12 protein-coding genes are annotated in these 11,888 nt (G+C 67.0%); 3 read left to right on the forward strand and 9 right to left on the reverse strand.

Features of this window, described 5'->3' with window-relative positions:
- Positions 1-2: 2 nt before the first annotated feature.
- From dnaN to WDN01_04165, 8 genes are all read right to left on the reverse strand, one after another.
- Positions 3-1,124 carry a DNA polymerase III subunit beta gene (dnaN, locus tag WDN01_04130; protein ID MEJ0025198.1) on the reverse strand — a complete coding sequence of 374 codons (1,122 nt, stop codon included), beginning with the start codon at positions 1,122-1,124 and terminating at the stop codon, positions 3-5.
- 214 nt (positions 1,125-1,338) lie between these two features.
- Positions 1,339-3,420, reverse strand: a complete 2,082-nt coding sequence (locus WDN01_04135) for a tetratricopeptide repeat protein (GenBank protein ID MEJ0025199.1) — start codon at positions 3,418-3,420, stop codon at positions 1,339-1,341.
- A gap of 126 nt (positions 3,421-3,546) precedes the next feature.
- A complete protein-coding gene (gene dnaA / locus WDN01_04140) occupies positions 3,547-4,959 on the reverse strand; it encodes a chromosomal replication initiator protein DnaA (protein MEJ0025200.1) in 1,413 nt (470 codons plus the stop codon).
- Between the two features lie 152 nt (positions 4,960-5,111).
- The gene (locus WDN01_04145) at positions 5,112-5,510 is read right to left on the reverse strand and encodes a rhodanese-like domain-containing protein (GenBank protein ID MEJ0025201.1); all 399 of its coding nucleotides are present in this window, start codon (positions 5,508-5,510) and stop codon (positions 5,112-5,114) included.
- 485 nt (positions 5,511-5,995) lie between these two features.
- Positions 5,996-6,262: a 30S ribosomal protein S20 gene (gene rpsT / locus WDN01_04150; protein MEJ0025202.1), complete on the reverse strand. Its 267-nt coding sequence runs from the start codon at positions 6,260-6,262 to the stop codon at positions 5,996-5,998.
- Positions 6,263-6,322: 60 nt separating this feature from the next.
- Positions 6,323-7,213, reverse strand: coding sequence for an NAD-dependent epimerase/dehydratase family protein (locus WDN01_04155; protein MEJ0025203.1), 891 nt, complete (start codon positions 7,211-7,213; stop codon positions 6,323-6,325).
- Positions 7,213-7,992, reverse strand: coding sequence for an enoyl-CoA hydratase (locus WDN01_04160; GenBank protein MEJ0025204.1), 780 nt, complete (start codon positions 7,990-7,992; stop codon positions 7,213-7,215). The genes WDN01_04155 and WDN01_04160 overlap by 1 nt, the downstream gene beginning before the upstream one ends.
- A gap of 16 nt (positions 7,993-8,008) precedes the next feature.
- Complete coding sequence (locus WDN01_04165) at positions 8,009-8,254, reverse strand: helix-turn-helix domain-containing protein (GenBank protein ID MEJ0025205.1); 246 nt, start codon at positions 8,252-8,254, stop codon at positions 8,009-8,011.
- Positions 8,255-8,448: 194 nt separating this feature from the next.
- On the opposite strand from WDN01_04165, the gene WDN01_04170 reads away from it, so the two are divergent.
- The 3 genes from WDN01_04170 to WDN01_04180 all read left to right on the forward strand — a co-directional run bounded on the left by WDN01_04170 (position 8,449) and on the right by WDN01_04180 (position 10,909).
- Positions 8,449-10,080: a SulP family inorganic anion transporter gene (locus WDN01_04170; protein ID MEJ0025206.1), complete on the forward strand. Its 1,632-nt coding sequence runs from the start codon at positions 8,449-8,451 to the stop codon at positions 10,078-10,080.
- 71 nt (positions 10,081-10,151) lie between these two features.
- Complete coding sequence (locus tag WDN01_04175; GenBank protein MEJ0025207.1) at positions 10,152-10,472, forward strand: metalloregulator ArsR/SmtB family transcription factor; 321 nt, start codon at positions 10,152-10,154, stop codon at positions 10,470-10,472.
- Entirely contained in the window at positions 10,469-10,909 is a 441-nt protein-coding gene (locus WDN01_04180; protein ID MEJ0025208.1) for an SRPBCC family protein, read from the forward strand. The genes WDN01_04175 and WDN01_04180 overlap by 4 nt, the downstream gene beginning before the upstream one ends.
- Positions 10,910-10,952: 43 nt before the next feature.
- On the opposite strand, the gene mutM is transcribed toward WDN01_04180, so the two are convergent.
- Complete coding sequence (gene mutM / locus WDN01_04185; GenBank protein ID MEJ0025209.1) at positions 10,953-11,819, reverse strand: bifunctional DNA-formamidopyrimidine glycosylase/DNA-(apurinic or apyrimidinic site) lyase; 867 nt, start codon at positions 11,817-11,819, stop codon at positions 10,953-10,955.
- Positions 11,820-11,888 lie beyond the last annotated feature (69 nt).

The following is an 11,888-nucleotide window of genomic DNA, read 5'->3' on the forward strand; positions in this document are numbered from 1 at the left end:
TCTCAGACCCGCATCGGCATGAGGACGTAGAGCCAGCGGGCATCGTCGCCGTCCTCGATGATGGTGGGCGAGCCGGCGTCCGACAGCAGGAAGCGGATGTCCTTGCCCTCGATCTGGCTCGTGATGTCGAGGAGATATTTGGCGTTGAAGCCGATCTCCATCGCCGGCGCGTTGTAGGTCGCGCTCAGTTCCTCGGTCGCCGTGCCGCTTTCCGGATTGACCACCGAGAGCGTCACCTTGTCCTTCGCCACCGACAGCTTCACCGCGCGCGTCTTGTCGGCGGAGATCGTCGAGACGCGGTCGACCGAATGGGAGAACTCCTTCGCCTCTAGCGCCAGCGCCTTGTCGTTGCCGGAGGGAATGATCCGCTGATAGTCCGGGAAGGTGCCGTCGATCAGCTTGGAGGTCAGCTCCACGCCGTTGAAGGTGAACTGGATCTTGGTGTCCGACAGCGAGATCTCGATCGCGCCGTCGGCGTCGTCGAGCAGCCGGCGCAGCTCGGTCACCGTCTTGCGCGGCACGATGATGCCCGGCATGTCGGCGGCGCCGTCCGGCAGGTCGAGTTCGAAGCGCGCCAGCCGGTGGCCGTCGGTCGCCGCGGCGCGCAGAACCTTGGTCTTGGCGTCCTTGGTGACGTGCATGTGGATGCCCATCAGGTAGAACCGGGTCTCATCGCTCGCCATGGCGAAGCGGGTCTTGTCGATCAGCCGCTTCAAATCGTCCGCCGCGAGGCGGAAGCGGTGGGGCAGGGCGCCCGCCGCCATCTGCGGGAAGTCTTCCTTGGGCAGGCAGGCGAGCTCGAAGCGCACCGTGCCGGCCGAGACCGCAAGCCGTCCGCCCTCGCTGGTCAGAAGCTCCGCCTGCACCTGCGCGCCCTCCGGCAGCTTGCGCACGATGTCGTACAGCATGTGCGCCGGCGCGGTCGCCGAGCCGTTGCGCAGCACGTCCGCCGGAATGGCTTCCACGATCTCGATGTCGAGATCGGTGGCGGTCAGCTTGAGCTGGCTCTTGCCCGCTTCGATCAGGACGTTGGAGAGGATCGGAATGGTGTTGCGGCGTTCGACGACACTCTGGACGTGGCTCAGCGCCTTCAGGAAGGCACCGCGTTCGACGTTGATTTTCATCGTTCTCGCTGCAAGGTTTTGGGCCGCTGGAAAACCCCGGGCCCGGCCCCTGGGAGGGGGTCTGCAAGCCATTGATTTCCTTGAGCTTCCAGGCGGCCGGGACTCAGGTTTCACAGTATAGCAAAAGCCCCGGAAAGGGCGAAGACATAATGTGCCCGCCGGGACCTTCCGGACAGGCCCGTCGGGGCGCGATTTCCGCCGTATTCCGGTCTCGTCAGGGCAGGATCCCGAAGCGTCGGAGGCGCAGGGCGAGGAACGGATCGAGGGCCGCGCCCAGGGCGCGATCGGCCGCGCCGTCCTCGCCCAGGCGGAGTTTCACCGCCGCTCTGAGCAGAAGCGCCTCGGCGCGGCGCGGCTGCTCGCCGAGGATCGCGTCCAGCGTCGCCAGCGCCGTGTCGAGCCTGCCTTGACGGAACTGGACGAGTGCCAGCGAGCCGCGCGCGGCCAGGGAATTCGGCCGGTCCTTGAGCGCCGCCTCGCAATCCGCCTGCGCCGCGCCCAGTTCGCGATCCAGCAGGCCGCGCGTCCAGCACCGGTTGTTGAGCACGATGCCGGCGGCTTCGTCGGGCTGCGCCTGCGCCTTGGCGAGATAGCCGAGCGCTGCGTCATAGTCCTTTTCGTCCGTCTTGACGCTGGCGAGTTGCAGATAGGCGTCGCCGTCGCCCGCATCGATCGTCAACGCGGCCTCGATGTCGGCCTCGGCGTGGGCATATTGGGCGGTGTACCAATAGGCCGTGGCGCGTTCGAGATAGGCCGAGGCATAGCCGGGATCGAGCGCGATCGCCCGCGTCTCGTCGTCTATGGCGCCTTGCGGATCGCGGCACGCCAGATCGGAGAAGCCGCGGTGGTAATATGCCAGCCGGTCCTTGGCATCGGCCGCGATCGCGGCCGAAAAGATCGCGACGGCCTTGCGGCAATCGGCCCTTGTGCCGTCGAGATCGCCGACTTCGTTCTTCAGCCGCGCCCGCGCATTCAGCCAGCGGCCCTCGCTCGGCGCGGTGGCAACGGCCCGGTCGTAATCCGCCATGGCCGCGCCGTAGTCGCCGAGCGATTTGTGCAGGTCCGCCCGCGCGACGACGGGCGCCATGTCGTCCGGCGCCAGCGGCACGGCCTTGTCCCAATCCGCGAAGGCGTCGGCATAGCGCCCGGAGCTGCGATAGCAGAAGCCGCGGTTGAGCAGGGCGAGCGACGAATTCGGCTCCAGCGCGAGGGAGGCGGTATAGTCCTCGATCGCATGGCCGCAATCGTGGCTGGCGGTCCGCGCAAAAGCGCGCATGCGCAGGTCGAGCGCGGAGGGCGCCGCGATCGCGAAGGCGCGGTCGAAATCGGCGATGGATTGCGGATATTTGCGCTGGCGGAACAGCGCGACGGCGCGGTTGTAGAGCGCGGCGCGGTCGTTCGCGTCGACCCCGAGCGCCATTGTGTAGTCGGCGATGGCGGCGTCGAGATCGCCTTTGCGCTGATGGACGGTGCCGCGATTGTTGTAGGCGGCCGATTGCGGCTTGAGCGCGATCGCCGCCGTCAGGTCGTCGATCGCGCCCTGATAGTCCTTCAGCGTCTCGCGCGCCTGCGCCCGGTGCAGCAGCGCGGCGGCGTCCTTGGGATCGCGCGAGGCGACGATGCCGAAATCGGCGGCGGCGCCCTGGGTGTTGCCTTGCGCCTCGCGCGCCAGGCCGCGGTTGAAATAGGTGTCGGCGTCGTTGGGATCGGCGGCGAGATAGGCGGTGTAGTCGGCCTCGGCCTTGTCGAACCGGCCCAGCGCCGCGAAGCTGATGCCGCGCAGCCGGTAGGCCGGCGGATAGTCGGGAAAGCTCGCGAGGATGAGGGTGAAATCGTCCACCGCGAGCGCGTTGCGCCCAGCGAGCTGATAGGCCCAGCCGCGCTGGAACACCGCATCGGAATCGGTGGGATCGAGCTCGACCGAAGCGCTGAAATCGCCGATCGCCGCGTCGAAATCCCGGGCGTCGAGCTGGAGCAGGCCGCGGTCGTAATGGATCGAGACGGAGTAGGGCTGGAGCTTGAGCGCCGCCGTCAGGTCGGCCAGCGCGCCGTGCCTGTCGCCGAGATTCTGCTCGGCGCGGGCGCGCAGGGTCAGCGCGTCGGCGCCGCCGCCCTGTTCGAGGCAGCGCGACGCCGCGTCCTTCGCGGCGCGGAAGTCGGCGCTCCCGTCGCCCGCATGCGTGCGCTCGAGCAGGGAGGTCGCTTCCGCGCAGGCGGGAATGACGGACGCGCGGTGCGGCTGCGTCGCGGGCAGCGTCGCCGTGCCGAGGGCCGCGAGGAGGACCATGTGTTTCATGCCATCGACACTACGTCATACGGCTTGCGGAGACCGCATCCTTAGCGCGGCGGACGGCTCGCGCGAAATGGAAAGCGCCGCGCCCGATGGTCACGATCGGGCGCGATGACGCATTCCACGGTCCGGCTAACGGCTGCGCGCCAGCAGATCCCGCAGGAATTCGACCTCCTGCCGGAAGTTCTTGTCCTCGACGCACAGCGCCTCGACGCGGCGGCAGGCATGCAGCACGGTGGTGTGGTCGCGGCCGCCGAAACGCCGGCCGATCTCCGGCAGGGAGCGCGAGGTCAGCTTGCGCGACAGGTACATCGCGACCTGGCGCGGCCGCGCCACGCGGCGGGCCCGCTGCGGCGAGTGGAAGTCGCGCACATCGAGCTTGTAATACTCCGCGGTCTTCCTCTGGATGTCCTCGATCGAGGTTTTGGCGCCCGGCGCGCTGCGCAGGCCCACCACGTCCTCGATGGTCTCCAGCGTCACCGGCTTCTTGGTCAGGTCGGTATAGGTCGCCAGCTTGGTGAACACGCCGATCAGCTCGCGCGGAGAGGCATCGTCCATGTCGGCGATGTGCTCCAGCACGTCGTTGGGCAGCAGGGCTTGCGGCTTGTGCCGCGCGAAATCGGCGGCGCGCGCCTTCAGGATCGCCAGCCGCGTCGCGCGGTCGGGCTTGTCGAGCGTCACGACGAGGCCGCCGGCCAGCCGCGACTTCACGTCGGCGCCCAGCCCTTCGAGCGCCGCGGGGGCGCGGTCCGCCGCGATCACCACGCGGCGGCGCAGATCGGAGAACGCGTTGACGGTGTAGAGGAACTCCGACGCCGTCGCGGTGGAGCGGCAGATATGCTGCAGGTCGTCGATCAGCAGCACTTCGGCGGTGCGCAGCTCCTCCTTGAAGGCCAGCGTGTCCTTGCGATAGAGCGCGCCCAGGAAGTGGCGCATGAAGTCCTCCGAGCGCAGGAACAGCGCGCGCTTGCCGCGCTTGCGGAATTCCAGCGCCGCGGCGTTCAGCAGATGCGTCTTGCCGAAGCCGAAGCCGCCATGGATGTAGAGCAAAGTGAGGTCGCTCTGCGCGCCCTCGGAGAAGCTCCGCGCAGCCGACAGGCCGAACTCGTTCGCCGGACCGGCCACGAAGGTGTCGAAGGTCTGCTGCGGATGCAGCATGCGGGTCCAAAGCCCCTTGGTCGCCTCGGTGACCGGCTCGTCTTCGGCGTGGTCGACGGCGACGCTCTGCGCTTCGGCGCGCGGAAGCTCGCGCACCAGCCCGCCGCCGACGACCGGCTTGGGCGTGACGAGGATGATGGCGATGGATTGCGGCTCGGCCCCTTCGCCGCGCAGCGCACGCTCGATGCGGGTGACGTAGCGTTCGGCGACCCAGTTGCGGATGAACGACTTGGTCGTCCCGATCCGGATCTCGTCCTTGTCGAAACCGTCCAGCGTCAGCGGTCCGATCCAGGCATCGAACACCGCATCGCCCAATTCGCGGCGCAGCCGCTCGCGCGCGCCCGCCCAGGCCGCCGGCCAATCCGGCCGCATCGGCTTACTCGTCATCTGTCCCATTACTTTACCCGCCTCGCTTGTCCGGCGTCTTATGCGCCGGCGTGCCCTTGTTCGGTCCGGGCTTTGCGCCCGGTTCGTCCTTCACGCGGCCTGTTCTAGGCCGCAATTCCTCGTCGCATACGTCGAACCTCCCCTGCGTTCCGTCACGTCTGTTTCCAAGGGAGGCCGGAGGCCTTCCAACCGTTCTTGAGGCCGCGATGGCGCTCGCCGTCGAGGTCGCCCTCGAAGCCGCCCGCGACGTTGTAGGCCTTGGCATAGCCGGCTCGGGTCATGGCGATGGCCGCGGCGCGCGAGCGCGCGCCCGAGCGGCAGAGGAACAGGACCGGCGCGCTCTTGTCGGCGGCGTCCCCCTCGGCCTCGGCTACGAAGCCCGGATTGACCTGCATGGTGGGGAAGACCTGCCACTGGACCAGCGCGACCTCGCGGCCGAGCTCGCTGAGATCGGGGATGCCGACGAAGTTCCACTCCGCATTGGTCCGCACGTCGACCAGCCGCGCCCGGGGGTCGCTCTTGAGCAGCGCCCAGGCGTCCAGGACGCTCAAGTCGCCAGCGTAGTCGGAAGAAGGATTATCGGCTGCCATCGGTCGAAGGTCCCGGCAAAATTCCACGCCGACCGGGCAAAGCCCAGTCTGCACGGTCGGAGATTTCAGGAATTCAGTGGTTACAGTATTTGCAGTCGGTGCTGAAATACTGCGTCGATGTCTCGAATACTGTTCTTATCTTTGGTGATTTGTTCGACATCTTTTTTCTCTTGCCACCGAACGAAGGTTAATCTCACGCATTTCCGAATCGCTGGCAAGTGAACGCTTAGAGAACGTTGACGATTCTGTATCACATTGATATCGGCCTAACCCTTTTGTCCGTATAAGGATTTTCGACTTCGACACGTTGCCCCACCGAATCAGACACTTAAGCGACAGTTCCGTGTCGCTGCGTCGCAGCAATGCGCCTGTACAAAGAATTTCAGTCTACGGACAATAAAACGCCCGCCGCAATGCGGTAACGGAGAATCCTCAAAAGGACTCAGCTATTCGCCGAGCTTGGCGAGCCGCTTGGTGAGGCGCGAGACTTTCCGGGCGCCGGTGTTCTTGTGCAGGATGCCCTTGGAAACGCCCCGCATGATCTCCGGTTCCGCCGCCTTGAGGGCCGCCTGCGCCGCCGCCTTGTCGCCTTTGGTCAGCGCTTCCTCGACCTTGCGGACGAAGCCGCGGACGCGCGTCTTGCGCGCCTGGTTGATCTGGGTCCGCTTGGCCGTGGTGCGGACGCGCTTCTTGGACGAGGCGATATTGGGCATCAGGTCTTCCTGCTCGAAATCGGAGGCGGGCGTATAACCCCGTCCGGGTCGGGGGTCAAATCACGAAGGCCGCTTTTCGCGGCTTTTTTCCGCGAGGCGCTGCATCGCGTCATCCTCGTCCATCGGCTCGGAAAATCCTAGCTCCTTCCGGATGCGGCCGGTGTCGACCGCCATGTCTTGGCGGTAGTCGAAAGGCGGTGCCAAGCCGCCGCCGCCGCGGCCGGGAAGCCGCGCCAGCCTCTCGCCCATGGTCGGGGTCGCCGCCTCGCCGACATTGTAGGTGCGGCCGGCCGCCGCCGGATGGCCCGCCGCCAGCGCGATGGCGGCGGCGACATTGTCGACATGGCCATGGGTCCAGCGCCAATGCGGCTGCGACGCGAACCCGTAGACCGTCGCCAACCCCGCATTGTCTTCCGGCCCATAGACTTTCGGCAGGCGCAGGATCGTCGAGGGCAGGACGGCCTCGCGCAGGACGATCTCGGCGAGGATCTTCTCGTAGTCCCGGGCATAGGCGCCGAGCGCCGCCGCCTGGGCGCGGTAGGGATAGAGCGCGCCGCGCAACGGGGCATCCTCGGTCAGCGGTACCGGATCGGGCGGTCCCGGCTCATGCCCGGTCAACCGCCCATAGGCGCGATAGACGTCGCCGCTGGAGATCAGCACAAGGCGTTCCGTCCTGCCGGTGAAACAGTCCACTGCCGCCCGCGCATCGGCCTCGCCCATCGTCACCATGAGGACCACGACGTCCCAATCCCGCGCGCGAACCGCTTCGGGATAGGCCGCGATGGGATATTCGGCCGACGGATCGCGGATATGCATCACCGGCGGCAGGATCGGATTGTCGGTGGTGCCGCGGTGGAAGACCGTGACCGCGGCGCCCGCATCGAACAGTCGTCGCGCGACATGGGCGCCGATGAAGCGCGTGCCGCCGACGATCAGGACGCGCGGAGCCATTATCTGTCCGTGAAATTCGCCTTCCGCTTCTCGGCGAAGGCGGCCATACCTTCCTTCTGGTCGGCGGTGGCGAACATGGAATGGAACAGCCGCCGCTCGAAACGCACGCCCTCGCTCAGCGTCGTCTCATAGGCGCGGTTCACCGCCTCCTTGGTCATCATCACGATGGGAAGCGACTGCTCGGCGATCTTGGCGGCCGCCTTCATCGCCTCGGCCAGCAGATCTGCTGCCGGCACGACGCGGCTGACGAGGCCGGCGCGCTCGGCCTCGGCGGCGTCCATGTTGCGGCCCGTCAGGCACATCTCCATCGCCTTGGACTTGCCGATGAAGCGCGTCAGCCGCTGGCTGCCGCCGATGCCGGGCATGACGCCGAGTGTGATCTCCGGCTGGCCGAATTTCGCCGTGTCGGCCGCGATGATGAAGTCGCAGAGCATGGCGAGCTCGCAGCCGCCGCCCAGCGCCCAGCCGGCGACGGCGGCGATAATCGGCTTGCGGATCGCCGAAATGCGGTCGTTCGCCTCGGCGAAGAAATTCTCCCGGTACATGTCCATGTAGGATTTGGGCGCCATCTCCTTGATGTCGGCGCCGGCCGCGAAGGCGCGCTCCGATCCGGTCAGCACGATGCAGCGCACCGCGTCGTCGCGGTCCCAGGCTTCGAGCTGGGTCACCAGCTCGCCGAGCAGTTCGGAGTTGAGCGCATTGAGCGCCTTGGGCCGGTTCAGCGTGACGACGCCGACCTTGCCCTCGATCGTGGCGACGATGTTGAGATGGTTGGTCATGCCTGGCTCCGTGCTCCTATGCGCGCAATCTTACACCGCGGCCGCCGCCGGTGCTGGCAGTGCCCTCGTTCAGAAGCTCGATCCCGAGTGTTTCCAGCGCCCGCACCAGCTTCATCAGCGAATCGACATTGCCGCGGATCACGCCCTCGCTGGCCTCCATCCGCTGGATGGTGGGAACCGACAGTTCCGACTTCTCGGCGAGCTGGCGCTGGTCGATGCCGGCCAGCGCCCGGGCGGCTCGCAATTGGGCGGCGGTGATCATGCGACATCCCCTGGTTCCGGCACATAGGTACGTTTACCACGTGTCAAATCCATAAATTGATGTTTAAGACATGACATCTTATGTATGGAAAGCATATCCGAGTGGTACAAACCGTGGATTCCGCGGCAGATTTCGAGCCTCCCCACAGTGTGGAAACCCCCGCCCCCGCGCAAGGCGGCGGCTGGCATCTTTTCGTGCCCAAGCTCTACTCGGCCCTGCGGGAAGGCTACCGCCTCGGCGATCTGCGCGCCGACATCTTCGCCGGCCTGACGGTCGCCATCATCGCGCTGCCGCTGTCTCTGGCCCTCGCCATCGCGAGCGGCGTGTCCCCGGAGCGCGGCCTCTTCACCGCCATCGTCGCCGGCTTCTGCATCTCGGCGTTCGGCGGCAGCCGCTTCCAGATCGGCGGCCCGACCGGCGCCTTCGTCGTGGTCGTGTTCAACGTCGTCGCCAAATACGGCTATGACGGGCTGGCGGTCGCGACGCTGATGGCGGGCGTGCTGCTCATGATCGCCGGTCTGGCGCGCCTCGGCTCCTATATCAAATACATCCCCTTTCCCGTGGTGACGGGCTTCACGTCCGGCATCGCGATCATCATCTTCTCCAGTCAGGTCGGCGACATCCTCGGCTTGACGCTGCACGGCGTGCCCGGCGACGTCTGGGGCAAATGGCAGGCCTATGCCGGCGCCATCGGCACGCTCAACCCGGCGGCTTTCGCGGTGGCGGGCGGTACGCTCGGCCTGATCGTGCTGATGCGCCGCTTCGCGCCGAAACTCCCCGCCTTCCTCGTCGCGCTGGTCGCGGCGGCGCTCGCCGTCTGGTTCCTCGGCCTGCATGTCGAGACCATCGGCACCCGCTTCGGCCAGTTGCCGAACCTGCTGCCGGCGCCGCACCTGCCGCATGTCGGCTTCGCGCAGCTGCGCGAACTGGTGCCCTCGGCCTTCACGATCTTCGTGCTCGGCGGCATCGAGTCGCTTCTGTCCGCCGTCGTCGCCGACGGCATGACGGGCCGCCGCCACCGCTCCAATGGCGAGCTTGTCGCCCAGGGCATCGCCAACATCGCCAGCGCCTGCATGGGCGGCATCCCCGCGACCGGCGCCATCGCGCGCACCGCGACGAACATCCGCTCCGGCGCCCGCACGCCGGTCGCCGGTATCGTGCACGCGCTCGCCATCCTCGCGACCCTGGCGGCGCTGGCGCCGCTGGCCTCCTTCGTGCCGCTGGCGGCGCTGGGCGCGGTGCTGCTGATCGTGTGCTGGAACATGGCGGAGATCGATTCCTTCCGCCGCATCCTGTCGGGCCCCACGGGCGACAAGGTGATCCTGCTCCTCACCTTCGCGCTCACCGTGTTCGTCGACCTCTCCATGGCCATCGGCGTCGGCCTGGTGCTGGCTTCCTTCTTGTTCATGCACCGCATGGCGGAGGTCGCGGAGACGCGGCTGAACCTGTCGCTGCTGGAGGACGAGATCGACGAGCTGATGCTGCCCGACGGCACCGCCCTCACGCGCCGCTCGCTGCCGCCGGGCGTCGAGGTGTTCCGCCTGAGCGGCCCGTTCTTCTTCGGCGCCGCGGCGGCGTTCGAGGACGTGCTGGCGCGCGCCGGCGGACGGCCGAAGACGCTCATCCTCTCGATGGACGCGGTGCCGCTGATCGACGCGACCGGCGCGGCCACGCTGGCGAAGTTCATCGCCGCGGCGCGCGACCGCGGCACGCGCATCATCCTGAGCGGCCTGCAGCCCGATCCGGCGCATGTGCTCGACCAGATGGACGTCGTCGCGCCCCGCAGCGCGGATCTGGGCCAGGCACTCCTGCTCGCACGCGGTTAGCGTTCGTCGCGATTTCCGGTCGACGTCATTCCACGCTTGACATGCAACAAAATGGTTGCATATTAGGACGCATGAGCACGGATGCGGTTTTCAAGGCGCTGGCGGACAAGAGCCGCCGCCGCCTGCTGGACCGCCTCCACAAAGAAAACGGGCAGACATTGGGTGAGCTGTGCGAGGGATTGGCGATATCGCGCCAGGCGGTGTCCAAGCATCTGGACATTTTGGAGGACGCCAATCTCGTGGCGACCGAGCGCCGGGGCCGCGAGAAGCTGCATTTCCTCAATCCGGTGCCGATCTTCGACATCGCCGACCGTTGGATCGGCAAATTCGAGCGCGGCCGCCTGCGTGCGTTGTCGGATCTGAAGAAGGGACTCGAAAGGGAAGAGCCATGAGCCAATATGTCTACGTCACCTATATCCGCACCACGCCGGAGAAATTGTGGGAGGCGCTCACCAGGCCCGAGTTCATCAAGCAGTACTGGTTCGGCATGACCCAGGAATCGGACTGGAAGGTGGGAGCCTCCTGGGCGATGAAATTCTCCGACGGCCGCGTCGCGGACGCCGGCGAGATCCTGGAAGTCGATCCGCCGCGCCGCGCCGTGATCCGATGGCGCAACGAATTCCGCCCCGAGCTGAAGGACGAGGGCTTTGCCATCTGCACTTACGAGATCGCCGCCGAGGGCGATGTGTGCAAGCTGACGGTCCGCCACGAGAACGCGGTGGAAAAGGATTCCAAGTTCATAGAGGCGGTGTCGGGCGGCTGGCCGAAAATCCTGTCGAGCCTGAAAAGCCTGCTCGAAACCGGCACGCCCCTGCCGCGGCCTGGGTGATAGCTGGGATTGCCTGCTGCCCTCCCTCAAGGGGAGGGTAGGCTTACCGCTGACACTTCGGGCAATAGAACGTCGAGCGCCCCGCCTGCACGATGCGTTTGATCGTGCCGCCGCCGGGGCAGGGCCCGCCCTCGCGGCCATAGACCGCGAAATTGTGCTGGAACATGCCGAGCTCGCCGTCGGTCCGCTTGTGATCGCGCAGCGAGGAGCCGCCCGCCTTGATCGCCTCGCGCAGCACCGCCTTGATCGCGGGCACCAGCCGCGCGATCTGGTCGGCGCTCACCTTCGCCGCCAGCCGCTTGGGCGACACCCCGGCCCGGAACAGCGCCTCGCACACATATATATTGCCGAGCCCCGCGATCACCCGCTGATCGAGCAGCGCCGACTTGATCGGCGTTTTTTTGCCCTTGAGCGCCGCCGCCAGATAGGCCGCGTCGAAACCGTTCGACAGCGGCTCGATGCCCAGCCCCTGGAACAGCTTGTGCTCCTCCAGTTGCGCGGTCTCGACCAGCAGCATCAGCCCGAAGCGGCGGTGGTCGTTGAACACGATCCGCGCCGGCGCGTCGGTATCCATCACGACATGGTCGTGCTTGTCCGTCCCGACCGTTGCGTCGCCCAGGTCGTGGACATAGGTGCCGAGCTTCCTCGCATGGCCCCCGACATGCACGCTCATCCGCCCGCTCATGCCCAGATGGATGACGAGCGTCTCGCCGTCGTCGAGATCGCCCAGGATGTACTTCGCCCGCCGCCACAGCCGCGTCACGCGCCGCCCTGTCAGCCGCCCGGCGAAATCGTTGGGGAACGGGACCCGCAGGTCGCCGCGCCGCGTCTCGACATGGGTGAAGCGATGGCCCTCCATCACGGGCAAAAGCCCCATCCGGACGGTTTCCACTTCGGGCAGTTCGGGCATGCATTAATCCTGTCATCCCGGCCAGCGAGCGAAGCGAGCGCGAGCCGGGCCCCATGGCGAAACGTCACA

Source organism: Rhizomicrobium sp. (assembly GCA_037200985.1).
Classification (GTDB): Bacteria; Pseudomonadota; Alphaproteobacteria; order Micropepsales; family Micropepsaceae; genus Rhizomicrobium.

Excerpts from the sequence above, each read along its gene's own strand:
- dnaN (MEJ0025198.1), bottom strand. The coding sequence starts at position 1,124 with ATGAAAATCAACGTCGAACGCGGTGCCTTCCTGAAGGCGCTGAGCCAC.
- WDN01_04135 (MEJ0025199.1), bottom strand. The coding sequence starts at position 3,420 with ATGAAACACATGGTCCTCCTCGCGGCCCTCGGCACGGCGACGCTGCCC.
- dnaA (MEJ0025200.1), bottom strand. The coding sequence starts at position 4,959 with ATGACGAGTAAGCCGATGCGGCCGGATTGGCCGGCGGCCTGGGCGGGC.
- rpsT (MEJ0025202.1), bottom strand. The coding sequence starts at position 6,262 with ATGCCCAATATCGCCTCGTCCAAGAAGCGCGTCCGCACCACGGCCAAG.
- WDN01_04155 (MEJ0025203.1), bottom strand. The coding sequence starts at position 7,213 with ATGGCTCCGCGCGTCCTGATCGTCGGCGGCACGCGCTTCATCGGCGCC.
- WDN01_04160 (MEJ0025204.1), bottom strand. The coding sequence starts at position 7,992 with ATGACCAACCATCTCAACATCGTCGCCACGATCGAGGGCAAGGTCGGC.
- WDN01_04165 (MEJ0025205.1), bottom strand. The coding sequence starts at position 8,254 with ATGATCACCGCCGCCCAATTGCGAGCCGCCCGGGCGCTGGCCGGCATC.
- WDN01_04175 (MEJ0025207.1), top strand. The coding sequence starts at position 10,152 with ATGAGCACGGATGCGGTTTTCAAGGCGCTGGCGGACAAGAGCCGCCGC.
- WDN01_04180 (MEJ0025208.1), top strand. The coding sequence starts at position 10,469 with ATGAGCCAATATGTCTACGTCACCTATATCCGCACCACGCCGGAGAAA.
- mutM (MEJ0025209.1), bottom strand. The coding sequence starts at position 11,819 with ATGCCCGAACTGCCCGAAGTGGAAACCGTCCGGATGGGGCTTTTGCCC.